This is a genomic window from Streptomyces sp. NPDC058877 (assembly GCF_042742855.1).
Lineage (GTDB): Bacteria > Actinomycetota > Actinomycetes > Streptomycetales > Streptomycetaceae > Streptomyces.
Genome location: NZ_JBHYMF010000045.1, coordinates 1 through 21,968 on the forward strand (window position 1 = coordinate 1; position 21,968 = coordinate 21,968).

Here is a 21,968-nt window from a genome sequence, read left to right on the forward strand (position 1 = left end):
CTGCGTGGCGTTCTTCCGGGTGCGGGAGTCATTCCCCCATGAGTGAGACCAGCACCGCGCACGAGCCGCCGGTCGTCGTCGGCGTGGACGGATCCGAGCACAGCCTGCGGGCCCTGGAGTGGGCTCTGGGAACCGCGGAGGACGTGGGCGCGCCCCTGGTCGTGGCGCACGTCCGGTCGGAGGCGCTCCAGCTCGGCGCCGCCCGGATCGCCTCCCTCGGCGCGACGCCGGAGCTTCCCGACACGGTCGCGCGGGCCGCGCGGACGGTCGTCGAGGAACGCGGCCACCGGGTCCCGGTGCGGTACGACTCCTTGGACGGAGCCGTGACCGACGCTCTTCCGGCGGCGGCGCGGGGCGCACGGCTCCTGGTGACCGGGTCCCGGGGACACGGGGGCTTCAGCAGCCTGCTCCTCGGCTCGACCAGCCGCACCTTGGCCATGACGGCCCCTTGTCCGCTGGTCGTCGTCCCGCACGAGGCACGCGCCGCCTCGCTGGGGGGCGGGACGGAGGCGGGACGGGTGTTGCTCGGGCTCCATCCGGAGGAGACCGCGGACGGGGTGGTGGACTTCGCCTTCGAGGCGGCGCACCACCGGGGCGTGCCCCTGGAGGCCGTGACCTCGTTCCGGTTGCCGCCGCCGCAGGGCGCGCTGCTCGCCGCGCCCTCGCCCGCGCTCCAGGTGCCCCCGCCGCTCCCCCTCGCGGACGACGCGAAGGCGCTGGTGTCGGAGGCCGAGCGGGAGCAGGAGGAACGGTTGCGGCCGTTCGTCGCGCGGTGGCCGGGGGTGGAACTGGTTCCGGTGGTGGTGCCGGGGGACGCGGCCGGGCGGCTCGTCGCGGGCTCGCAGGATGCGGGGCTGCTGGTGGTGGGGCGACACCACCGGCACCACCTGGGGTCGCTGCTCATCGGTTCCGTGGCGCACGCGGTGCTGCACCACGCGCACTGTCCGGTGGCGGTGGTACCGCCCGGGGAGTCCCGATCATGACAGTCCCCGACGGTCCGGGTCGGTTCGCGCGGTCGTCGGCCGTCGCCGACGGCTCCGTGCCCGACCGGCCCCGCCGGGGGCCTGGCCAGAGCCGAGAACAGGGTCACGCGGGCCTTCGGACGTCTCCGTCGGCGGGTGCGGCTCTCTCCGGTTGTCCGGTGTAAGGACGAGTCTCCTCCCTTTTCCACACATTTCAAGGGTTTGTTCGGTTTTTCCGCAGGACGTCAGGGGCGGGTGTCGGAGCGGCCTGCTACACAGGGGGCATGACGACCGCAGAGCACGCCGCCACCGCCCGCCGCAACGTCCGCCCCCCGTCCCCGGGGGCCGCCCGCGGCGCGGGGGTCGTGGTCGTCGACCCCCACGACCGGGTCCTCCTCGGCCTGGACCGTTCGGGGGTGTGGGAGCTTCCCGGCGGGGGCGTCGAACCGGGCGAGTCCATCGAGGCCGCAGCGGTGCGCGAGCTGGCCGAGGAGACGACGCTCGTCGCGGACGCGGCCGAGGTGGAGGTGCTCGGTTTGATCATGGATACGATCACCTCCTCGGAGTTGACCCGGATGACCGCGGCAACGGCCGTGCACGGCTTCCGGGGCACCCCCGCCGTGGCCGAACCGGACAAGATCGAGCGCTGGGAGTGGACGGCCCCGGACCGTCTGCCGGAGGCCCTGTTCCTGCCGTCCGCGCAGGTGCTGCGGATGTGGCGCCCCGACCTCCCGCTCCCCGACGGGCCGTTCCACCGCTACGCGCTGGGCCGGCTTCCGGGCTGACCGGGTCGGCGCCGGTGCGCCACCGCGCGGGTCCCGGTGAGCGTGACTAGCGTGATCAGTGGAACACGTCATCGAATCGGAAGCGGGAGTCATCGTCATGGCCGTACGACCCGAAGGCACACCGGTCTGGACCGACGCGATGTTCACCGACGTCGAGGGCGCCAAGACGTTCTACGACGACGTGCTCGGCTGGACCTTCGGCGAGTCCTCCTCGGAATTCGGCAACTACACCCAGGCGTACAAGAACGGCAAGGCGGTCGCGGCCGTCGTTCCGCCGATGCCGGGCCAGGACGGGGAGCCGCGGTCCGCCTGGTGCCTCTACTTCGCCTCGGCCGACGTCGCGGCGACGGCGGAGAAGGTCCGCGGCGCGGGCGGCACCGTCCTGATGGAGCCGATGCAGGTCGGGGACTTCGGCTCGATGTGCATCGCACGGGACCCCTCGGGTGTCTCCTTCGGCCTCTGGCAGGCGGGGACCCACGAGGGCTTCGAACTGGAAGGCGAGACCGGCTCCTTCGTCTGGGCCGACGTCTTCACCCGGGAGCCCGACCGGACCGACGCGTTCTTCACCGAGGTCTTCGGCTACGGCTCCAAGAAGATGCAGGACGAGCAGATGGACTACAAGGCCTTCGACCTCGGTGGTCCGCAGCCGGTGCTCGGACGGATGGCCATGACGGCGGCGGACTTCCCGCCGGAGGTCCCCCCGTACATCCAGGTGTACTTCGCCGTCGACAACTGCGACAAGGCGGTCGAGGCGGCCGGACGCCTGGGCGGGCGGAAGGCCTTCGGCCCGATGGACAGCCCCTTCGGCCGGTTCGCGGCGATCGTGGACCCGCAGGGCGCCGCCTTCGCCGTGATCGACGTCAGGACGACCGTCGGGGAGATGCCCGAGTTCGAGTGAACGGTGCGACGCGGAGCCCCTCCTCGGGCCCGTGCGTGCGCCGTGCCGGTGGTCGGGGCCGGACCCGAGCACACGTGGAGTGCCCCCGGAACCACCCGCCCTTCACGGGCGGACCGCGGCGATCACGGATTGAGGCTGGAGACCACGTTCGCGGTGGCGGCCACGCCGTTGTGGATGGTGGGCGCCATGCTGGTGCCGGCGAGGAAGAAGCCGAGCAGGGCGCAGACGAGGGCGTGGGTGAACTTCAGACCGCCGCTCCGCAGGAAGACCACGGCCAGCACCAAGAGGAGCACCACAACAGAAATCGAAACGGCCATTGCTCTCACGTCCCTCCGTCGCCGCACCGGAATTGCGGCGTTCGGCCGATAGTGTGGCGGAATGTGCGGTCCGTCCGGGCGTACGGCACGACGGCCATACGGGTGAGATTCGGTCAGGATCCGACGGACAGACAGTCCCGCCACTGCACCGTGCGGTCGCACCAGCGCTCCAGGAGGACGCGGTCGTGGCCGACGGCGAGGAGACCGGCCCCCGTGTCGGCCCGGTAGCCCTCGACGGCGGCCACCAAGGACGCCGTCGTGGAGGCATCGAGCATCGCCGTCATCTCGTCACAGATCAGCCAGCGCGGCCTCAGACTCAACGCGCGGGCCAGACAGGCCCGTTGGAGTTGTCCGTCGCTGACCTCGTGCGGTCGGCGGTCGAGCAGGTCGAGGGTGAGGCCGACGGCTGGCGCGAGGGTCCCCACCCGGGCCGGCGCCTCGGCACGGCGACCGGTGGCGCGCAGCGGTTCGGCGATCAGGTCGGCGAGGGTGAGACGGGGATCGGCGGCCGTGCGCGGCTGCTGGAAGACGACGCCGACCGCCGTGCGCTGCTCGCGCGGGGCGCGGTGGCGCCAGGCCCGCACCTCGACGCCGTCGAGGAGGAGCCGACCGGCGTCGGGTCGGTGCAGGAGGGCGGCGACCCGGGCGAGGGTGGACTTGCCGCAACCGCTGGGGCCGAGGAGCCCGACGGCTTCGCCGGGGGCGATGGTGAGGGAGGCCTCCCGGAAGACGGGGACCTTGCGCTCGTACCCGGCGGTGACGGACTGGAGTTCAAGCACGGGGCTGCTCCGGGTGGTGGCAGGCCACACCGGCCCGGGGCTCGGGGCGGGTGGCACAGAGGGGTGTGACCCAGGGACAGCGTGGTGCGAAGGGACATCCCGCGGGCAGGTCGGAGAGTTCCGGCGGCAGGCCGGGGAGCGGGGTGAAGGCCCGTTCGGGCAGGGCGTCGAGGAGCCCGCGGGCGTAGGGGTGGCGCGGTCCGGTCGGGCCGAAGAAGCGGTGGGCGGGGGCGACTTCGACGAGTCGACCCGCGTACATGACGGCGACGCGGTCGGCGATGCGCTCGGCGGCGGCCAGGTCATGGGTGATGAGGAGCAGGGCGCGCCCCTCGTCTGCGTGCCGGCGCAGTTCGTCGACGGTGCGGTCGACGAGGTCGCGGTCGAGCCCCGTGGTCGGTTCGTCGGCGAGCAGCAGACGGGCACGGCCGATGAGCGCAAGGGCGGTGGCGGCCCGCTGGGCGAGACCGCCGGAGAGCTCGTGCGGATACCGGTCGAGGTGATCCCCCGGGAAGGCCGCCCGCTCCGCGGCTGCCTCGACGGCCTCCCGCCGTGCCCGACGGGGGACGGCGGTGAGCGCCCGGACGGTCTCCTCCAGGTGTGCGCGCACGGTGCGCACGGGCGTGAGGTGGGCGGCGGGGCTCTGGGGTACGAGGCCGACGAGCCGGCCCCGTACCGTGCGGGCAAGGGTCCTCTCGTCCGCGGCGAGCAGGTCTTCGCCGTCGAGGTGCGCCGTGCCGGAGGTCTCGGCGTTCCCGGGGAGCAGGCCGAGGAGGGCGGAGGCGAGGACGGACTTGCCGCAGCCGGACTCGCCGACGAGGGCGAGGCACTCCCCCGGCGCCAGGTCGAAGTCGGCGTCGCTGACGGCGGTGACGGTCCGGCCGCCGCGCAGTCGGAAGCGGACGGTGAGGCCCCGCACGCTGAGGACGGCGTCCTCGGCCCGCTCGGCGGTCACCGCCTCCAGCGCACGGAGGAGGTGCTCGTCCTTCACCACATCAGCTCCGATCGACGGCGCGGGCCCAGCCGGTCGCGCCAGACGCCTGCGAGCCCGGCGACGGCGAGGGTCGCCGCGATGAGCAGCAGGCCGGGGAAGAGGGTGGGCCACCAGGCTCCGGCAAGGAGCGAGGAACGGGCGTTCTGCACGAGGTTGCCGAGGCCGGCGCGGTGGCTGGGGAGGCCGAGGCCGAGGAAGGAGAGCGCGGACTCGTGCCACATGGCGTGCGGGACCATCAGGACCGCGGAGAGGACGGCCTGCGGCAGGACGGCGGGCAACAGGTGCCGGACCGCCACCCGCCACCGGCCGGCGCCGCCGGAGACCGCGGCGTCCACGAAGGGCCGGCCGCGGAGCGAGAGGACCTCGGACCGGACGATCCTGGCGGTGGAGAGCCAGTGGGTGACGGCGACGGAGGCGATGACGGGCCAGACCCCGGGGCGGAAGAGCGCGACGACGAAGATGCCGAGCAGCAGGTGCGGCACGGAGGAGAAGACGTCGACGAGGCGCATGAGGATGCGGTCGCACCAGCCGCCGAGCGCCCCTGCCGCGGCGCCGACGGCGGTGCCGACGACCGTGGCCACCAGGGCGGCGACGAGTCCGACCAGGAGCGAGATCCGCAGGCCGTAGACGCAGTGCAGGAACAGGTCGCGGCCGAGGTCGTCGGTGCCGAAGGGGTGCTCCCACGAGGGGGGCAGGAGTGTGCGGGAGAGGTCCACGGCCTGTTCGTCGAGGTGGGCGAGCGGTGGCACCAGGAGGACGGCGAGGAGGACGACACCGATTGTGAGGGCGGAGCTCCACAACCGGAGGCGGTGGGAGCGGGGGTCAGCCATCGAAGCCCACCCTCGGATCGGCGAGCCCGTACAGCAGGTCGGAGAGGAGGTTGCCGAGCAGCACGGCGACCGTGGCGAGCGCGGTGAGCGCGGCGAGCAGCGGGAAGTCGACGGAGGTGGCGGCCGTGACGGTCGCGGCGGCGATGCCGGGCCAGCTGAAGACGGTCTCCACGAGGAGCGCGCCGGTGATGAGCTCGGGGACGCGGGACCCGATGAGGGTGAGCACGGGGAGCATGCCGGAGCGGAGGGCGTGGCCGGTGAGCACGGTGGACTCGCTCAGGCCGCGGGCTCGGGCGCCCCGCACGGGGTCCTCGTCGAGGGCCTCGCCGACGCCCTGGCGGACGTACAGGAAGAACCAGGGCAGTTGGGAGGCCCCGAGGACCGATGCGGGCAGGACGAGGTGGCGGGCGACCTGGTCGGGGGTGACGGTTTCGCTCGCGGCGTCGGTGAGGCCGCCGGCGGGCAGGACGCCGAGCTCCAGGGCGAAGAACCAGATGGCGAGGAGGCCGATCCAGAAGGCGGGGGCGGCCTCCAGGGCGTACGCGAGGGGGGTGACGGCCCGGTCGAGGAGGCCGCCGCGGCGCCGACCCGCGAGGATCCCGAGGAAGGTGCCGAGGACGAGGGCGAAGGCGAAGGCGGTGGCGGCGAGGAGGACGGACCATCCGAGACGCTCGCCGATGACCTCGGCGACGGGCCGGCGCAGTACGGCGGAGTCTCCGAGGTCACCGGTGAGGGCCGAGGTCAGCCAGTCCCACCAGCGGGCGGGGAAGGGCCGGTCGACGCCGAGGTTGGCGCGGAGCTGGTCGAGGTTCTCCTGCGAGGCGGTGAGTCCGGCAGTGCCGGCGTAGGCCTTGACGGGGTCGAAGGGGGAGGCCGCGGCGAGGGCGAACACCGCGAGGGTGACGGCGAGGAGGACGGGGACGGCGGCCAGGGCGCGCCGTCCCGCCATGCGTGCCACGGCCCTCCGGGGAAAGCGGCGGCTCACCCGGTGGCCTCCTTGGGGGTCCAGGTCTCGACGTTCCACCAGGGTCCGGATGCGAGGCCGTGGTCGTGCGGTTCGATCTGGGTGGTGAGGCCTTCCCAGCGGTCGTTCAGGACGTACAGGTGGTCGATGTGGGTGAGGAAGGTGTAACCGGGGTCCTTCGCCAGCTCGCGCTGGACGGTGTCGTAGGCGGCGCGGCGCTCGCCGGGGTCGTTGCTGCGGCGGCCGTCCTCCAGGGCCCGGTCGACGGTCTCGTTGTCGTACCAGGCCATGTTGTTGAAGCCGTCGCCACCGAGGGCGGACTTCAGGAGCAGGTACTGGTCGAAGTCGGGGTCGCCGGGCGAGCCGCCGCCCGCGAGGACGGCGTCCGTCTTCATCCGGGGCTCGATGACCTCCCAGGTGCCCGCCCGGGTGGTGACGTCGATGCCGATCTCCTTGGCGTCGGACGCGTAGGCGAGGGCGTGGTCCTGGCGGAGCTTGTCGCCGGAGGGGTACCAGAGGGGGAAGGCCGCACGGACGCCGTTCCTGACCCGGATGCCGTCGGGCCCCCGCTTCCAGCCGGCCTCGTCGAGGATCCTTCGTGCACCGGCGGGGTCGTGGCGCCGTTCGGTGCCCTTCGCGAACCAGGGGCTGTCGGTGGGAACGGGTCCGTAGGCGGGCTTCCCCGCGCCGTCGAGGATCTTGTCGACCATGGCCTGCCGGTCGGCGGCGAGGTCGAGGGCGCGGCGGACCGCGGTGTCGCCGGTGACCCGGTGGTGCGTGGGGAGCGTGACCGTGCGGTAGTCGAAGGTCTTCGCCGTCCAGGTCTTCTTGGTCTCGTCGTGCGCGAAGCCGGCGGCGAGGTCGGGGGGCAGGACGGCGCCGTCGAGGTCGCCGGCACGCAGGCGGGTGGCCCGGACGTCGTCGTCCTTGACGATCGCCATGGTGAACTTCTTGACCCGCGGAGCGCCGCCCCAGTACGCGGGGTTGGCGGTGAAGGTGAGCTTCTCGCCGCGGGACCAGCCGGTGAGGACGTAGGGGCCGGTGCCGATCGGCCTGCTGGTGAAGGAACCGGTGTTGACGTCCTGTTGCGCGGCGACGTGCTCGGGGGCGATGGCGTGGACGGTGCGCTCGGCGAAGGGCGCGTAGGGGTACTTGAGCCGGAAGACGACGGTGTCGTCGCCGACCGCCTCGACGCTCCGGAGGGCGTCGAGTTCGGAGCGGGAGGGGTTGTTCGTCTTCGGATCGAGGATCGTCCGGTACGTGAAGACGACGTCGTCGGCGGTGAAGGGGACGCCGTCGCTGAAGGCGACTCCGTCACGGAGGGTGTAGGTGTAGGTGAGGCCGCCGTCACTGATGCGGGGCAGCGCGACGGCGAGGGCCGGTTCCAGCTCCATGTGCTCGTCGAAGGCGAGGAGCCCGTCGAAGATCTTGGAGTTGCCGTCCTTGCCGTAGCCGAGGAGGGGGCTGAGGCTCTCGGGCTCGTGGGCGATGCCGACGACCGCGGTGTCCCGGGACGCGCCGGCGTTGGCTCCCGGGGTCGTGCAGGCCGCCGCGGCGAGGGCGAGCACCCCGGTGAGCATCGCGACGGACGCGCGACGAACGGATCGGGCGACCATCGTGCCCACACCCCTCTTGAAGATCGAATGCTATTGCGAACAGCTTGCAATTAAACAGCATGGAGAGGGGTACGGGCACGGCGGCCCCTTACTCGGAGCCTTCCACTCCGTTACGCGGGAGCCGGAAGGTCCATGAGGGCGGCGACCACGTCCTGGTGCCGACCTGCCGAACCCAGCGCGAGCTGGTCGGACTTGGCCCGCTTCAGTGCCAGGTGTGCACCGTGTTCCCAGGTCATGCCGATCCCGCCGTGCAGCTGCACGCACTCTTCGGCGGCACGGACCGCCACCCGGGAGCAGTAGGCCTGGGCGACCGCCACGAGGAGCGGGGCGTCCGGGCCGTCGGTGGCGAGCGCAGCCGCGGCGGCACGGGCCGACGCCCGGGCCCCCACGAGGTCCAGCCAGAGCTGGGCCATGCGGTGCTTCAGCGCCTGGAAGGAACCGACGGGCCGATTGAACTGGTGGCGCTCACGGGTGTACCGCACGGTCTCCTGCAGACACCACTCGGCGAGCCCGAGCTGCTCGGAGGCGAGGAGACCGGCGCCCGCGAGCAGTCCCCGACGGACCGCAGCACGCGCCTCGTCCGGAGCGGCGAGGAGGCTGCCGCTACCGGGCGCCGTGGTGACGCGGGCGAGCGGACGGGTGAGGTCGAGCGGGGTCAGCGGTTCGACGTCCGCCGCTGCGGCCGGCACGGCGTACAACCCGTCGGCGCGCAGGACGAGGAGGACGTCTGCGACGGCGGCATCGGCGACGCCGGTGACCGTGGGCGTGAGCGGCGGCCGTGCGTCGGGCGCGGTCGACAGCGGCACCGCGAGGACCGCGACCGTACGGCCGGCCGCGAGTCCGGCGAGCAGTTCGGTCGCCGGGCCGTCCTCCCCCGCGAGGCCGAGCAGCACTTCGGTGGCGACCACCGCGCTGGTGAGGTACGGCACCGGCACCACCGCGCGCCCCAGCTCCTCCAGGACCACGGCGGCCTCGCGGTGGCTCGCGCCCTGGCCGCCGAGCTTCTCGGGGACGAGGAGTCCGGCGGCGCCCATGTCCGCGGCGAGGGTCCCCCAGAGACCGGGAACGTACGGATCCTCCGTCTCGATCCGGTCGAGCAGCACCCGGTGGCCGGCCCGGTCGGCGAGCAGGGCCCGAACGGCCGCCCGCAGGTCTTCCTCGGTCTCGGAGTAGAGCAGGTCCGGCTGTTCGCTCATCGGGCGAGGTCCTTCCAGGCGACGTCCTTGTCGTTGCGGGGCTCCGGGGGCAGGCCGAGCACGCGCTCCGCGACGATGTTGAGGAGCACCTCGCTCGTCCCGCCCTCGATCGAGTTGCCCTTGGAACGCAGGTAGCGGTACCCCGCGTCGCGACCGGTGAAGTCGACCAGTTCGGGGCGCCGCATCTCCCACTCCCCGTACAACAGACCTTCTTCGCCGAGTAGTTCGACCTCAAGGCCGCTGATGGCCTGGTTGAGCCGGGCGAAGGCGAGCTTCATCGCGCTGCCCTCGGGGCCGGGCTGTCCGGCGACGAGCTGCTGTCGGAGGCGCTCGCCGGTGAGCCTGGCGACCTCCGCATCGACCCAGAGGTCGAGGAGGCGGCGGTGCAGGTCGTGGGTGCGCAGTTCGGGACGTTCGCGCCAGGTCGTGGCGAGCTTCCCGATCATGCCGCCCTCGCGGGGGACGCGGGCGCCGCCGATGGACACCCGTTCGTTCATGAGGGTGGTCTGGGCGACCCGCCAGCCGTCCCCGACCTCGCCGAGCCGATGGGCGTCGGGGATGCGGACGCCGCTGAGGAAGACCTCGTTGAACTCGGCCTCTCCGGTGATCTGGCGCAGCGGCCTGACCTCCACCCCGGGGTCGGTCATGTCGCAGATGAAGTAGGTGATGCCCCGGTGCTTGGGCGCGTCCGGGTCGGTGCGGGCGATGAGGATGGCCCAGCGGGCGAGGTGGGCACTGGAGGTCCACACCTTCTGGCCGTCGACCACCCAGTCTCCCCCGTCGTCGCGCACGGCGCGGGTGCCGAGGGCGGCGAGGTCCGAACCCGCACCGGGCTCGCTGAAGAGTTGACACCAGACCTCTTCGCCGACCCAGAGGGGGCGCAGGAAGCGGGCGGCGACCTCCTCCGGGGCGTATGCGAGGAGGGTGGGCGCGGCCATGCCGAGACCGATGCCGATCCGGCGGGGATCGTTGTCGGGAGCGCCGGCGGCGGCGAGTTCGGCGTCGACGACGGCCTGGAGCGCACGCGGCGCGGCGAGGCCGCCGAGGCCCACGGGGTAGTGCACCCAGGCGAGTCCCGCGTCGAAGCGGGCCTTCAGGAAGTCGGTGCGGCCGGTGGTGGCGGGCGGGTGCTCGGCGAGCAACTCGCGCGTGCGGGAGAGGAGCCCTTCTGCGTCGATCACGACCGGCCCCCTTCCGGCAGGACGACGAGACGGCCGACGGTGGTGCCGTCGGCCACGCGCTGCACGGCGTCCGCCGCTCCGGCGAAGGGGACGCGTTCGCCGATCAGCGGCTTGATCAGCCCCTTGGCCGCGTGGGTCGTGAGGACCTCGTGGCAGCGAGCGATCGAGACCGGGTCCTTGGCCGCGTACAGGCCCCAGTGGAGTCCGAGGATCGAGTAGTTCTTCACCAGGGCGTGGTTGAGGGCGGGGGCGGGAACGGTTCCGCTCGCGAAGCCGACGATCACGATCCGCCCCTCGAAGGCGACGCACTTGGCGGACTGCTGGTACGCCTCGCCGCCGACGGGGTCGTAGACGACGTCGGCTCCTCGCCCTCCGGTCACCGCCTTGACGGTGGCGACCACGTCCTCGGAACGGCGGTCGATCACCACGTCGCAGCCGAGGGCGCGGGCGACCGCGGCCTTCTCCGGGCCCCCGACGACACCGATGACGGTGGCGCCGGCCGCCTTGCCGAGCTGGACGGCGGCGCTGCCGACGCCGCCCGCCGCGGCGTGCACCAGCAGGGTCTCCCCCTCTTGGAGGGCGGCACGGCGGTGCAGACCGAACCAACCGGTCTGGTAGCCGATGTGCAGCGCGGCGGCCTCGGCGTCGTCGAGCGCTTCCGGGGCGGGCAGGAGCCTGGCGGAGTCGGCGAGGACGTACTCGGCGAAGCCGCCGTGCGGGAGGGCGGCGGTGGTGACGACCCGGCGCCCGTCCTCGGTCTCGGCGCACACCTCCACGCCCGGGGTGAAGGGCAGCGGGGGGCGCACTTGGTAGTGGCCGCGACAGAGCAGGGCGTCCGGGAAGTTGACGTTCGCCGCACGGACCCGGAGGAGGACCTGGCCGTCACCGGGGACGGGTGGCTCCCCTTCCTCCCGGCGCATCACCGCGCCCGGTTCACCGTTCTCGTACACACGCCATGCCTGCATCCGGAATGCCTCCTCCGTACCGAGCGGTCGGCGGCATACTAAGCGGTCGCTTGCTCTCGATGGAACGGCTCAGCCGGACTTCTTGGGGCGCGCCCTCACGTGCATGCGCTCCCCCTGGGGACCGAAGAGGCTGAGGAATTCCACCGGTCCGTCGTCGGTCGGCCCGAACCAGTGCGGGACGCGCGTGTCGAACTCGGCCGCCTCGCCGGCCCCCAGGACGACGTCGTGCTCCCCGAGCACGAGCCGGAGCCTTCCCGAGAGCACGTACAGCCACTCGTACCCCTCGTGCACACGGGGCTCCGGAGCCTCGTGCGCCTTCTCCTGCACCACCTTGTACGCCTGGAGCCCGCCGGGCTGGCGGGTCAGCGGGTACATCGTCCGGCCGTGGCGCACGATCGGCTTCGCCTTGACCCGGGGATCACCCACGGGCGGGGCACCGACGAGCTCGTCGAGCGGGACCTGATGGGCACGGGCCAGCGGAAGGAGCAGTTCGAGACTGGGTTTGCGCTGCCCCGACTCCAGCCGGGAAAGGGTGCTCACGGAGATCCCGGTGGCAGCGGAGAGCTCCGCCAGGGTCACCCCCCGGTCGCGACGGACGCGGCGGAGACGGGGGCCGACCTCGGTGAGCACGGCTTCGATGCGGTCGTCTTCTGACATGGATCAAGTGTTGCAGAAACGGCAAGTTTCCTTGCAGCACCTTGAATCCGTGGCAGAGCCTCGCCCCATGAACGCACGGACGACGAGCAAGACGGACGAAACGAACGACGGGTACGACGCGGTGGTCGTGGGGGGCGGCGCCGCCGGCCTCAGCGCAGCGCTGATCATGGGCCGCTCCCGGCTGCGCACCCTGGTGGTGGACGCGGGCGAACCGCGCAACGCTCCGGCGGCCCACATGCACGGGGTCCTGTCCCGGGACGGGGCGAGCCCGGCCGCCTACCTGGAGACCGGCAGGAGCGAACTCGCCGCGTACGGCGTGGAAGTGCGGAAGGGGCGGGTGACCGGAGCGACTCCGGACGGGGAGGACGGCTTCGCCGTGTCCCTGGACGACGGAACCCGGGTGGACGCGCGCCGGCTCGTGGTGACGACCGGACTCGTCGACGAGCTCCCGCGGATCGACGGGGTGGCCCGGCGTTGGGGGCGGGACGTGGTGCACTGCCCGTACTGCCACGGCTGGGAGGTCCGGGACCTCCCGCTCGGCGTGATCGCGCACCCCGCGATGCCCGCGCACCAGGCCCTGATGGTCTCGCGGTGGTCCCGGGACGTGACGCTCTTCCTCCACACGGTCGACGAGCTGTCCGCCCGGGACGCGGAACTGCTGGACGCGGCCGGGGTCACGGTCGTGACCGGAACGGTCACCGGTCTCGCCGTCGAGGACGACGCCCTGACCGGAGTGCGGCTCGCCGACGGCCGGACCGTGCCGCGCTCGGTGGTCTTCGTCGGGGCCGAACGGCTCGCGCCCCGGGACGGGGTGCTGCGACAGCTGGGCGCGAAGCTGCGCACGACCCCCTTCGGGGAGTTCGTCGCGGTGGACGAGACCGGCCGGACGAGCGTTCCCGGGGTCTGGGCGGCGGGGAACGTGACGGGCCCGCAGGAACAGGTGGTCAATGCGGTGAGCCGGGGCTACCGGGCCGGGGTGGCGATCAGCAATGAACTGCTGCTCGCGGACCTGGAGGAGGCCGTGGTCCGTCGAGCTGCCGCCTGACGGGAAGTGTGCTTCCTCCGGGCCGCGGCCCGGAGGAAGCGCACGGTGCGGTGGCCGCCCGTGGGCCGGGAGGATGAAAGGAGGGCGACCACGGCTGCGCCGAGCCGGCGCGCGGGTGAGGATCGGCCATGGTGGCCGGGTCAGGCCGCCGACGACGGAAGGACGGGGCTTCCCGTGCTCGGTACGCAGTTCACCCAAGGCTCTCCCAGCTGGATCGACCTCGGCAGCCCGGACCCGGAGGCCTCCGCCGCGTTCTACGGCGCCGTCTTCGGCTGGGAGTTCCAGTCGGCGGGACCGGAATCCGGCGGGTACGGCTTCTTCCGCCAGGACGGCCGCACGGTCGCCGCCCTGGGGCCGCTCACCGAGGAAGGCGCCCACAGCGCCTGGACGGTGTACTTCCAGACCTCGGACGCGGACGCCACCCAGAAGGCCGCCGCGGCAGCGGGCGGCACGGTCCGCGTCCCCGCCTTCGACGTCATGGACGCGGGCCGCATGGCGTGCCTCACCGACCCGGCAGGTGCCGAGTTCGCCGTGTGGCAGCCCGGTGCCGTCAAGGGCCTGGAGCGGACCTCCTCCGTCAACACCCTGGTCTGGGCCGAACTGCACGTCTCCGAACCGGAGTCCGCGCTCGCCTTCTACCGGACCCTGTTCGGCTGGCGGTGGGCCGGGCTGGAGACGCCCGACATGACGTACCGGGTCGTCTCCACCGCCGAAGGCGACCAGGAGGACGCCTCGTTCGGCGGCGTCGCGGAGCTCCAGGGCGCAGACGAAGGACCACGCTGGGTGCCGTACTTCGAGGTCGCGGACGCCGACGCCGTGTCCCACTCGGTCCGGGGCAACGGCGGTTCGGTCCTGATGCCGGCGGCCGACGTCCCCGACGTCGGCCGCATCGCCCGGCTCGCCGACCCCGACGGCGCGGCCTTCGCGGTCCTGAAGCCCGTGCCGATGGGGTGAGGAAAGACCGCCGTCAGCGCGCGAAGAGTTCGAACGCCACCGCCGGACGACCGCCGAAGCGGGTCGAGACCCGGCTCGCCGTCGAGGCCAGGAAGGCACGGACGTAGTCCTCCGGCGGCTCGTCCGTGAGCGCCTCGATGTAGGCGCGGTGGCAGAGGAGGGAACGGATCGCACGGTCCATTCCGGGAGTCGCGTCGATCGCATGGGTGGGGGTGCTGGAGGCGGCGACCGCGACCCATCGGACGCCGTCCCAGGGCTCCAGGCCCTGGTCCTCCAGCTCGGGGAAGATCCAGCGGTTCCCCGCGTCGGCCGCCGCGTCCAGCACGGCACGTCCGACGGCCAGGTGGTCCGGGGTGTTCCAGGTGGCCCCCGGTCCGTCGCCCCAGGTGTCACGGTGGTTGAGGGTGACGAGGAGTTCCGGGCGGTGACGGCGGATCGCTGCCGTGATGTCGCGCCGCAGCCCTGGTCCGTACTCGACCACCCCGTCCCGGTGGTCGAGGAACTCGACGGTGTCCACGCCGACCACGGCCGCGCTGTCCCGCTGCTCCTGCTCGCGCAGCGGGCCGCAGACGTCCGGGGCGAGGGAGTCGATTCCGGCCTCCCCCCGGGTGGCCAGGACGTAGACGACGTCCTTCCCCTGGTCCGTCCAAGCGGCAACGGCAGCCGCGCAACCGTACTCCAGGTCGTCGGGGTGGGCGACGACGGCGAGGGCGCGCACCCAGTCGTCGGGCATCTCCAGGAGGTCCGTGGCATCACTGTCGCTCATGACCGCAGGATACGGGTCGTCTCCGTCGCGGTCCGGCGAAAGCCCCCGGCGAGGATCACCGACCGCGAGACGTGCCGCGGACGGTCCGGGTTGAGACCGCGCCGGCCCGCGAGCGCGACCGCGAGTCGCTGGGCGCGGACGAGGGCCGCGACCGGATCGATGGCATCGGCGGCGAACAGCGCCCCCGTGGACTCCACTTCGTCCCGGAGCCCGGACGGCGCGGGACCGAAGCAGCAGACCAGGCTCGCCCGGTCGCTGATGCTGATCGGACCGTGCCGGTACTCCATCGCCGCGTACGACTCCGTCCAGGCGCGGGCGACTTCACGGAGCTTGAGCGCCGCCTCGTCGGCGAGCCCGACGGTCCAGCCGGTGCCGAGGAAGGTGAACTGGCCGCGCCGCTCCCAGGCCGCGGGGAGCCTTTCGTACAGGACCAGTTCGGCATCGGCGATCGCGGGTCCGAGGTCCACCCCGAGCCCGGCACGCAGGAGTTGGAGGGCGGTGGTGGCGAACCGGGTCTGGACGATCGAGCGCTCGTCGGCGAAGCCGAGGTCGACGATCCGGTGGGCGAGCCGGCCGGCAGGGCTCTCGGGGACTCCGGTGACGACGAGCGTGGGGACGCGTCCGGCGGCCCCGGTGAGCAGGTCCACGACCTCCGTGGTGGTGCCGGAGCGGGTCAGGGCGACGATCCGGTCGTACCCGCGGCCGAGCGGGGTCGCGTCAGAAGCGGGAAAGGCATCGGTCTCCCCCGCCCCGAGGGACTCCCGCAGGGCCGCGTAGGCGCGGGCGATGAAGTACGAGGTGCCGCAACCGACGACCGCCACGCGCTCACCGCGGGCCGGCAGCAGACCGGCGTCGCGGTCGGCGATCTCGGCGGCACGGCGCCAACAGTCGGGCTGGCCGGCGATCTCCGCGCTGACGTGGGTGCTCATGGTCCGGATCCTCTCCTCCAGGGTCCCGCACGGGTCCGGACCGAGTTGTACCGGTGGCCGTGCAGAGCACGCCATGAGCAATCCTCACTCGCTCCTTGGACTTTTGCGCGGCTCCCCGTGCCCGTCCTGCGCCGTGGCGGTCAGATCTCGTCCCGGGCGAGGGCGAGGAGCCGATCGAGGACGCGCGGCCCGCCGGCCCGCACCCCGTCGTGCTCGAACTCGTCGGTCACCCAGGTCCGCAGACCGCGCACCGCTCGTGCGGTCTCCAGGGAGTGGGCGGTGTCGACGTACATGTCGTCGTGGTAGACGGCGGCCGCCACGGGAACCCGGTTGGCGGCGAGGCGCTCCGGGGCGTAGAGCGGGGGCCAGTCGACGCGCGCCGCGAGCAGTTCCGCGGTCTCGCGGAGCGGACGCAGGGCCGGATCGGTGGTGAAGTGCCAGGGGTGGACGGTCTCTCCGGTGAAGAGCAGGGGACCGCCCTCGGCGAGTGCGGTGCGGGCGTCGAACTCGGGGTGCTCGGCGCGGATCCGCTCGGCGGCCCAGTCGGTGGCCCCCTGTCCCTGGGCGTAGATCGCCTCGTGGAGCACTGCGTACAGCGGGTGTCCCGCGTACGAGAGGTGCGCCTGCACCTGCTCCAGGAAGGCGTCCGAGAGTTCCGGCCCGCCGGGGGTGGGGACGAATGCGCCCTCCAGGAGCAGGTGGAGCTGGTGGGTGCCGTCTCCGGAGCCGAGCAGGATGCCGAGGGACTGGAAGGCCTCGACGGTCAGCAGGCCGCCGCCGGGGAGGGTGACCTCGCGGTCGACGAGGTGGGCGGCGATCGCGCGGGCCCGCTCGGCGTCCTGCGGATGACGGGCGAAGTGCGCCTCGTTCTTCCGCCGGATGCGGGGGTAGGCGGCGCGGTAGACCTCGTCGGCGGTGGCTTCGAGGGAGGGGAGGCCACCGGTGACGAGGACGGTGTCCAGTCCTTCGGGGGCGGTGGAGAGGTAGTGGGTGGCGCAGAAGCCGCCGAAGCTCTGGCCGAGGACGGTCCAGGGGGCGCCGCCGGTGAGCCGGCGCCGGATCAGCTCGCAGTCCTTGACGATGGAGTCGGCACGGAAGTGGGCGAGGTATTCGGCCTGTTGGGCGGGGGTGCCCCGGAGCGGCAGGGTCTGGCGGTTCGCGGGAGTGGAACGCCCGGTGCCGCGCTGGTCGAGCAGGAGGACCCGGAACTCCTTCACGGCACGGCCGAGCCATGCCTGCGGGCCGATGAAGCGGCGGGCGCCGAAGCCCGGCCCGCCCTCCAGGTACACCAACCAGGGAAGCGTCTCGCGACCCGCGCGGTCCCCGTCGCTCGCGACGACCTCGCGGCCGAAGACCTCGATGCGCTCTCCGTCGGGGCGGGCGTGGTCGAGGGGGACGGGGAAGCGGTGGTCGGTGAGGACGAGGCCCGGCTGACGATAGGTGGTCACGCTGTTCCTGCTCCTGTTCTCGTTCGCTGTGCCGTTGTTCAGCCCCTCTGTGACTCCCGGCAGTCCGGGCGTTTCGGCCCGGAAGGTCCGTCTCATCACCGAAGCACGAGGGGTTCGGCTTGAGTATGGCCCCTCTCTTCTTCCCGCACCTGTTGCGGCAGGGCTTCGTCACCTGCCCACCCCGCGGCCTGCTTGAAATGCGACGCACGACGCTTCGCGGGCACGAGATCGTCCGCTCTCTGATTTCCTGGATCCAGCGTCTCGTGTGCCCAAGGCCTGAGGACAGGGTCCTGTCCCCGACTTGACCACTGGGGTCGAGCGCTGACGCAGGTGGGGGCGGCAGAGGACTGTCGGTGGCTGGTGACAGGATCACCGGCATGGGTTTCGTACGCACCACTCCACCGCGCCCCGTGGACGTGGCCACGGTCTTTCCCGAGCTGGCTCCCCTGGCGCGATCTGCGATGCGGCTGCATCCGCGTCCGGGGTCGCCTTCGGTCAGGGACAGCTCGGTCGGCGGGCCGTTGCTGTGGCCGGCAGGGGATCCGTGGCCGCACTGCGAAGACGCGCACCTGCACATGGACACTGGATTCCGCCGATCACTGACCGAAGTGCGGCTCCAGAGACGTCTGCAGTCCCGGTGGCACCCTGGTGGCCGATCTCCCGTGTTCACGCCCGAAGAGGAAGCGCTCAAGGAGCGCAAGGCCGCGCAGCTCGCCGAACGGCTCGCCGCAGGCCCTCCGTGGCCCGCTGAATGTCCGGTCCCGATGTTGCCCGTGGCTCAGTTGTTCCTGCGTGACGTCCCCCTGCTACGGCCGCCCGGGCAGGCCGATCTGCTGCAGGTCCTCTGGTGCCCGTACGAGCATGAACCGGATTGCAAGCCGGCGACCGCACTGTTCTGGCGGTCGACTGCGGAGGTCGGCGACGTCCTTGCCACACCACCGGAACCATACGAGGCGGACCATCCGGGTTATGTGCCGGAGCCGTGCGTGCTGGCTCCGGAAGCGATCACCGAGTACCCCAACGGCCTGGATCTGGGCCCGGAGCTGCAACGGATGTTGGAGGACCGGAACAGGTGGCAGGCAGTCGACGCCGTCGTGGACGGCTCCTACGCGGAGTCTCCGTGCGACTTCTATTTCGTTCATCTGGGCAACGCACCCGGCTGGAAGGTCGGCGGCTGGCCGCCTTGGGGCCGCACCGACCCGAATCCCCGGTACTGCGCTGTGTGCCGGGTGCAGATGGTCCCGCTGCTGACGATCGCTTCCTGGGAGTGGGCCGGCGGTGAAGGCCACGGCTGGGCGCCACAGGAAGAGCAGTCCGCCGCCCTCGCTGGCCCCCACCACTCGGGCCAGGGCCCCTCGCAGCCGACGAGGGTGGAAGTGGGCAGCGCGGACAACATGCAGATCTACGTCTGCCCGGCCTCCCCCGAGCATCCGCACACCGACCTGATCCAATGAGCTGCCGGGCCTGTCGCACACCCTCCCGTTGGTGACGGAAGTTCTGTCGAACCAAGAAGCGTGACAAGCCGCTTGCCCCGCCGTCGCCGTGTCCGGCGCGAACGTGCACGACGGCCTTGCCCCCCGCTGGTCTGTGGCATGCCCGCCGTCGGCTCCCGGCGCGGGCCCCGTCGACAGCACCCCGTCGGGCTCCGCGCCGACGCCGAATCCCCGATGGGGATTCCGGAGCCGGCACTCACCGCGATCCTGGAATCGAACCATGGGCACATCTGCGAGTTCGGGATGAAACGGTCCACTCCCGATGCCTCGACTGCGATCGGATACGCTCCGGACCTGCCAGCGGCGGCATGGAACGCGGCCGCCCAAGACGGCATTCTGATTGCGCGCACTCCGAAGGAGCCCATCGCGATGAAAAGGGAGCCCAGGTGAAAGGGGCGTACCTCATCTCGACCTCCACTGACCTCTTCGACAAGATTCACAGCATCTTGCTCGAAGTCGGGGCCAAAGCTGCCGCAGACGTTGTGCAGCTGGATGACGGTCAGGGGCACCTCTTCACTGTGTATGAGGCGGACCCGTCGTTGGATTGGGATTGGCGTGAGGGACCCTTCTCCCTTCGCCGGGAAGTGCAGATGCCCGATCTGGCCGGTGCAGTCGCATGCATGGTGGAGTGCCGATGGGAGGCGATGTTCGCGAGAGTGGTGCAGCACATTTCTGCGCATCTGCCACAGACGGCCTGGGTGCTGGACGGGAACGGCGTTCTGTGGGACGCCTCTGATGTCGATCCCTCTGAGGTCTGCCTTTAGCGCTCCAGCAGAATTTCACCGTCCGACCTGGTTCTTTCGTCGGGCGACGGAAATACGGCGGAGTTTCGGTCGCGCGGAGACGGCCTCACGGAGACCGCACCTCGATCGTGCGACAACGCCGCGGGGGAGCGCCGGCGACGGGGGACCGCCCGAAGTGGTTTCGCATCGTGTGGCGCGGTGGGCACCGCGGGTCCGTTCGCTCCCGGAAGGACGGTCGTCGGACGGCGCGGTCGCCTGCTCGTGGGGAGCGGCGGAAGGCCCCGCGTCCCCGACGGTGGTTCGGGGTGCGGGGCCTTCCGGGGCCGCGGACGGGTCGGGCCGGTGAGGTACGGGGTCGGTCAGGGAGCGATCGGCAGTCGGCGCTTGTGCTCGGTGAGCTCGTAGCGACGGGTGATCGAGGCGTGGGCGGCTTCCCCGACCGGCTTGCCCTCCAGGAAGTCGTCGATGTCGTCGTAGGTGACGCCGAGCGCGTCCTCATCGGGCTTGCCCGGGTCGAGGGTCTCCAGGTCGGCCGTGGGGGTCTTCCACACCAGCTCGGTCGGGGCGCCCAGCTCGTCGGCGATCGCGCGGACGCGCCGCTTGGTCAGTCCGGTCAGCGGAACGACGTCGGCGGCACCGTCGCCGAACTTGGTGAAGAAGCCGGAGACTGCCTCGGCGGCGTGGTCGGTGCCGACGACGAGGCCGTCGTGGGCACCGGCGACGGCGTACTGGGCGATCATCCGCTGGCGTGCCTTGATGTTGCCGTGCACGAAGTCCTGGTGATGGGCGTCCCGGAAGGTCACCCCGGCGGCGAGGCCGGCCTCCAGGGCCGCGTCGCTGGCCGCCTTCACGTCCACGGTGAGCACCCGGTCGGCGCGGATGAAGCCGAGGGCGGTCTGCGCGTCCTGCTCGTCGGCCTGGACTCCGTAGGGCAGGCGCATCGCGTAGAAGGTGGCGTCGTGGCCGGCGGCGCGGGCGCGCTCCACGGCGAGCTGGCAGAGCCGGCCGGTGGTCGTGGAGTCGACGCCGCCGCTGATGCCGAGGACCAGGGCGCGCAGCCCGGTGAAGGTGAGCCGTTCGGTGAGGAAGGCCACCCGGCGCTCGATCTCCGCCCGCGGGTCGAAGGTCTCGGAGACCTGGAGGTCCCGGGCGATCTGCTGCTGGACGGCGTGGGGCGCCGGGTCGGTCACGGAAGTCTCCTCGTCAGGGGGTGGTGGACGGCGCACCGGGGCACACGGGGACGCACGGCGGTGTGCGGGGTGTGCGGGGATGCACCGGGGTCGACTCTACGCGTCGTCCGATCCGGCGGTGGAGGCGTCCGGGGTGCACAGCACCTCGACCCGTTGGACGAGGTTGTTCGCGAAGCCGCCCCGGTTCCACGGCGCGCTCAGCGGTTGGACGTTCCCCTCGGCGTCGGTGGCCCGCACGGCGAGGTGGCGCAGGCCCGGCGTGGCGGTCCAGGTGGTGTGCCAGCGGGCCCAGGCCCACGGGTGGGCGGGGTCGCGGTCCACGACGGCGTCCGTCCAGACGGCCCCGCCGTCCTCGCTGACCTCGACGCGGGTGACCGGGCCGTACCCGGACCAGGCGCGCCCGGTGAGCGGCACGGGCCCGGGACGCACGACGCGGCTGCGGGACATGAAGTCGGGGAAGCCGGGCGGCGCCATCAGGGCCCGGGGCGCGATGAGGGTGACGGGCTCCCCCGGATCGCCCGCCTCCTGGCGCAGCCGGTAGGCGACGCTCTGCTGGAAGCCGGTGTACGGGGCATCGGTGAGCGTGATGTCGTGGAGCCACTTCACGTGGGCCATGCCGTACCAGCCGGGGACGACGAGGCGGAGCGGGCTGCCGTGCTGCGGGGGCAGGGGGGCTCCGTTCATCGCGTAGGCGACCAGGACGTCCCGCGCGGGGTCGGCGGCCGTCTCCAGGGGCAGGCTGCGCCGGTAGTCCTGCTCGACGCCGCGCTCCACACCGTGGTCGGCCCCGGTGAACACGGCCTCGACGGCGTCCTCCGCGATGCCCGCCTCCACGAGGAGGGCGGCCAGTGGGACGCCGGTCCAGTCCGCGGTGCCGACGGCTTCGACCAGCCAGGGCTGGCTGACGGGGCGGGGGGTGAGACGGGCCCGGCCGTTGCCCGCGCACTCCAGGGTGACCCGGCGGGTGACGGCGGGCCGGGACCGGAGCTCCGCCGGGTCCAGGGCGAGCGTCCGGAGCACCCGGCCGCCGATGGTGAGCCGCCAGCCGTCGGGGTCGGTGGCGGGGATGTCGTAGTGCACGAGGACGTAGTGGAGGCCGGGTGGGGTGACGTCGTAGCGCAGTGCTTCCAGCGGCAGTCCGTGGTTGCGCGTGGCGAGGGCGAGCTCCTGCGCGGTCACGCCCTCTTCGGGGCCGGCCACCCGTCCCGGTGCGCTGATGTCGCCCAGCCCATTCGGGGTTCCGTCCATGCCCTCATGGT

Annotated in this window: 22 protein-coding genes; 7 read left to right on the forward strand and 15 right to left on the reverse strand. The window is 72.4% G+C overall.

The features are described from left to right. The first annotated feature begins 38 nt into the window (after positions 1-38). The 3 genes from ACFW2Y_RS13570 to ACFW2Y_RS13580 all read left to right on the forward strand — a co-directional run bounded on the left by ACFW2Y_RS13570 (position 39) and on the right by ACFW2Y_RS13580 (position 2,645). Positions 39-983, forward strand: a complete 945-nt coding sequence (locus ACFW2Y_RS13570) for a universal stress protein (RefSeq protein ID WP_384877407.1) — start codon at positions 39-41, stop codon at positions 981-983. Positions 984-1,246: 263 nt separating this feature from the next. After that, positions 1,247-1,747: an NUDIX hydrolase gene (locus ACFW2Y_RS13575; RefSeq protein WP_384877409.1), complete on the forward strand. Its 501-nt coding sequence runs from the start codon at positions 1,247-1,249 to the stop codon at positions 1,745-1,747. Positions 1,748-1,844: 97 nt separating this feature from the next. After that, positions 1,845-2,645, forward strand: a complete 801-nt coding sequence (locus ACFW2Y_RS13580; protein ID WP_384877411.1) for a VOC family protein — start codon at positions 1,845-1,847, stop codon at positions 2,643-2,645. A 122-nt stretch (positions 2,646-2,767) separates the two neighbouring features. Here ACFW2Y_RS13580 and ACFW2Y_RS13585 read toward each other — a convergent pair whose 3' ends face one another. The 10 genes from ACFW2Y_RS13585 to ACFW2Y_RS13630 form a co-directional block, all read right to left on the reverse strand. Then, positions 2,768-2,962 carry a hypothetical protein gene (locus tag ACFW2Y_RS13585; RefSeq protein ID WP_384877413.1) on the reverse strand — a complete coding sequence of 65 codons (195 nt, stop codon included), beginning with the start codon at positions 2,960-2,962 and terminating at the stop codon, positions 2,768-2,770. A 113-nt stretch (positions 2,963-3,075) separates the two neighbouring features. Then, positions 3,076-3,741 carry an ABC transporter ATP-binding protein gene (locus ACFW2Y_RS13590; protein ID WP_384877415.1) on the reverse strand — a complete coding sequence of 222 codons (666 nt, stop codon included), beginning with the start codon at positions 3,739-3,741 and terminating at the stop codon, positions 3,076-3,078. Next, the gene (locus tag ACFW2Y_RS13595) at positions 3,734-4,729 is read right to left on the reverse strand and encodes an ABC transporter ATP-binding protein (RefSeq protein WP_384877417.1); all 996 of its coding nucleotides are present in this window, start codon (positions 4,727-4,729) and stop codon (positions 3,734-3,736) included. Before ACFW2Y_RS13595 ends, ACFW2Y_RS13590 begins: the two co-directional genes overlap by 8 nt. Beyond that, positions 4,726-5,562: an ABC transporter permease gene (locus ACFW2Y_RS13600; RefSeq protein WP_384877419.1), complete on the reverse strand. Its 837-nt coding sequence runs from the start codon at positions 5,560-5,562 to the stop codon at positions 4,726-4,728. The genes ACFW2Y_RS13595 and ACFW2Y_RS13600 overlap by 4 nt, the downstream gene beginning before the upstream one ends. Beyond that, positions 5,555-6,547 (reverse strand): ABC transporter permease, encoded by a 993-nt coding sequence (locus tag ACFW2Y_RS13605; protein WP_384877421.1) that lies wholly within the window; start codon positions 6,545-6,547, stop codon positions 5,555-5,557. The genes ACFW2Y_RS13600 and ACFW2Y_RS13605 overlap by 8 nt, the downstream gene beginning before the upstream one ends. Beyond that, positions 6,544-8,142 (reverse strand): ABC transporter substrate-binding protein, encoded by a 1,599-nt coding sequence (locus ACFW2Y_RS13610; protein ID WP_384877423.1) that lies wholly within the window; start codon positions 8,140-8,142, stop codon positions 6,544-6,546. The genes ACFW2Y_RS13605 and ACFW2Y_RS13610 overlap by 4 nt, the downstream gene beginning before the upstream one ends. 110 nt (positions 8,143-8,252) lie before the next feature. Then, entirely contained in the window at positions 8,253-9,338 is a 1,086-nt protein-coding gene (locus tag ACFW2Y_RS13615; protein ID WP_384877425.1) for an acyl-CoA dehydrogenase family protein, read from the reverse strand. Then, positions 9,335-10,519 (reverse strand): acyl-CoA dehydrogenase family protein, encoded by a 1,185-nt coding sequence (locus ACFW2Y_RS13620; RefSeq protein ID WP_384877426.1) that lies wholly within the window; start codon positions 10,517-10,519, stop codon positions 9,335-9,337. Before ACFW2Y_RS13620 ends, ACFW2Y_RS13615 begins: the two co-directional genes overlap by 4 nt. Next, positions 10,516-11,484, reverse strand: coding sequence for an NADPH:quinone oxidoreductase family protein (locus ACFW2Y_RS13625; RefSeq protein WP_384877428.1), 969 nt, complete (start codon positions 11,482-11,484; stop codon positions 10,516-10,518). The genes ACFW2Y_RS13620 and ACFW2Y_RS13625 overlap by 4 nt, the downstream gene beginning before the upstream one ends. A 69-nt stretch (positions 11,485-11,553) precedes the next feature. Beyond that, the gene (locus ACFW2Y_RS13630; RefSeq protein ID WP_384877430.1) at positions 11,554-12,141 is read right to left on the reverse strand and encodes a helix-turn-helix domain-containing protein; all 588 of its coding nucleotides are present in this window, start codon (positions 12,139-12,141) and stop codon (positions 11,554-11,556) included. 67 nt (positions 12,142-12,208) lie between these two features. On the opposite strand from ACFW2Y_RS13630, the gene ACFW2Y_RS13635 reads away from it, so the two are divergent. Together ACFW2Y_RS13635 and ACFW2Y_RS13640 are read left to right on the forward strand one after the other, a co-directional pair. Further along, complete coding sequence (locus ACFW2Y_RS13635; protein WP_384877432.1) at positions 12,209-13,186, forward strand: NAD(P)/FAD-dependent oxidoreductase; 978 nt, start codon at positions 12,209-12,211, stop codon at positions 13,184-13,186. 174 nt (positions 13,187-13,360) lie between these two features. Next, on the forward strand, positions 13,361-14,140 hold the full coding sequence (locus ACFW2Y_RS13640; RefSeq protein ID WP_384877434.1) for a VOC family protein: 780 nt from the start codon (positions 13,361-13,363) through the stop codon (positions 14,138-14,140). A gap of 13 nt (positions 14,141-14,153) precedes the next feature. Here ACFW2Y_RS13640 and ACFW2Y_RS13645 read toward each other — a convergent pair whose 3' ends face one another. The 3 genes from ACFW2Y_RS13645 to ACFW2Y_RS13655 form a co-directional block, all read right to left on the reverse strand. Continuing rightward, the gene (locus ACFW2Y_RS13645) at positions 14,154-14,906 is read right to left on the reverse strand and encodes a PIG-L deacetylase family protein (protein ID WP_384877436.1); all 753 of its coding nucleotides are present in this window, start codon (positions 14,904-14,906) and stop codon (positions 14,154-14,156) included. Beyond that, complete coding sequence (locus tag ACFW2Y_RS13650) at positions 14,903-15,835, reverse strand: SIS domain-containing protein (protein ID WP_384877438.1); 933 nt, start codon at positions 15,833-15,835, stop codon at positions 14,903-14,905. Before ACFW2Y_RS13650 ends, ACFW2Y_RS13645 begins: the two co-directional genes overlap by 4 nt. Positions 15,836-15,975: 140 nt before the next feature. Continuing rightward, entirely contained in the window at positions 15,976-17,283 is a 1,308-nt protein-coding gene (locus tag ACFW2Y_RS13655; RefSeq protein ID WP_384877440.1) for an alpha/beta fold hydrolase, read from the reverse strand. 377 nt (positions 17,284-17,660) lie between these two features. Between ACFW2Y_RS13655 and ACFW2Y_RS13660 the strand changes: the two genes are divergently transcribed. After that, the gene (locus tag ACFW2Y_RS13660; protein ID WP_384877442.1) at positions 17,661-18,737 is read left to right on the forward strand and encodes a hypothetical protein; all 1,077 of its coding nucleotides are present in this window, start codon (positions 17,661-17,663) and stop codon (positions 18,735-18,737) included. A 425-nt stretch (positions 18,738-19,162) separates the two neighbouring features. After that, positions 19,163-19,540, forward strand: coding sequence for a hypothetical protein (locus ACFW2Y_RS13665; RefSeq protein WP_384877444.1), 378 nt, complete (start codon positions 19,163-19,165; stop codon positions 19,538-19,540). Between the two features lie 338 nt (positions 19,541-19,878). Here ACFW2Y_RS13665 and nadE read toward each other — a convergent pair whose 3' ends face one another. Both nadE and ACFW2Y_RS13675 read right to left on the reverse strand, forming a co-directional pair. After that, positions 19,879-20,709, reverse strand: coding sequence for an ammonia-dependent NAD(+) synthetase (gene nadE / locus ACFW2Y_RS13670; RefSeq protein WP_384877446.1), 831 nt, complete (start codon positions 20,707-20,709; stop codon positions 19,879-19,881). Positions 20,710-20,805: 96 nt separating this feature from the next. Further along, a complete protein-coding gene (locus tag ACFW2Y_RS13675) occupies positions 20,806-21,957 on the reverse strand; it encodes a sulfite oxidase (RefSeq protein WP_384877448.1) in 1,152 nt (383 codons plus the stop codon). Positions 21,958-21,968 lie beyond the last annotated feature (11 nt).

What these genes read in the sequence shown, in the direction of transcription:
- ACFW2Y_RS13570 (WP_384877407.1), top strand. Translation starts at nt 39, where the DNA reads ATGAGTGAGACCAGCACCGCGCACGAGCCGCCGGTCGTCGTCGGCGTG.
- ACFW2Y_RS13575 (WP_384877409.1), top strand. Translation starts at nt 1,247, where the DNA reads ATGACGACCGCAGAGCACGCCGCCACCGCCCGCCGCAACGTCCGCCCC.
- ACFW2Y_RS13580 (WP_384877411.1), top strand. Translation starts at nt 1,845, where the DNA reads ATGGCCGTACGACCCGAAGGCACACCGGTCTGGACCGACGCGATGTTC.
- ACFW2Y_RS13585 (WP_384877413.1), bottom strand. Translation starts at nt 2,962, where the DNA reads ATGGCCGTTTCGATTTCTGTTGTGGTGCTCCTCTTGGTGCTGGCCGTG.
- ACFW2Y_RS13600 (WP_384877419.1), bottom strand. Translation starts at nt 5,562, where the DNA reads ATGGCTGACCCCCGCTCCCACCGCCTCCGGTTGTGGAGCTCCGCCCTC.
- ACFW2Y_RS13610 (WP_384877423.1), bottom strand. Translation starts at nt 8,142, where the DNA reads ATGGTCGCCCGATCCGTTCGTCGCGCGTCCGTCGCGATGCTCACCGGG.
- ACFW2Y_RS13615 (WP_384877425.1), bottom strand. Translation starts at nt 9,338, where the DNA reads ATGAGCGAACAGCCGGACCTGCTCTACTCCGAGACCGAGGAAGACCTG.
- ACFW2Y_RS13625 (WP_384877428.1), bottom strand. Translation starts at nt 11,484, where the DNA reads ATGCAGGCATGGCGTGTGTACGAGAACGGTGAACCGGGCGCGGTGATG.
- ACFW2Y_RS13630 (WP_384877430.1), bottom strand. Translation starts at nt 12,141, where the DNA reads ATGTCAGAAGACGACCGCATCGAAGCCGTGCTCACCGAGGTCGGCCCC.
- ACFW2Y_RS13635 (WP_384877432.1), top strand. Translation starts at nt 12,209, where the DNA reads ATGAACGCACGGACGACGAGCAAGACGGACGAAACGAACGACGGGTAC.
- ACFW2Y_RS13645 (WP_384877436.1), bottom strand. Translation starts at nt 14,906, where the DNA reads ATGAGCGACAGTGATGCCACGGACCTCCTGGAGATGCCCGACGACTGG.
- ACFW2Y_RS13650 (WP_384877438.1), bottom strand. Translation starts at nt 15,835, where the DNA reads ATGAGCACCCACGTCAGCGCGGAGATCGCCGGCCAGCCCGACTGTTGG.
- ACFW2Y_RS13660 (WP_384877442.1), top strand. Translation starts at nt 17,661, where the DNA reads ATGGGTTTCGTACGCACCACTCCACCGCGCCCCGTGGACGTGGCCACG.
- ACFW2Y_RS13675 (WP_384877448.1), bottom strand. Translation starts at nt 21,957, where the DNA reads ATGGACGGAACCCCGAATGGGCTGGGCGACATCAGCGCACCGGGACGG.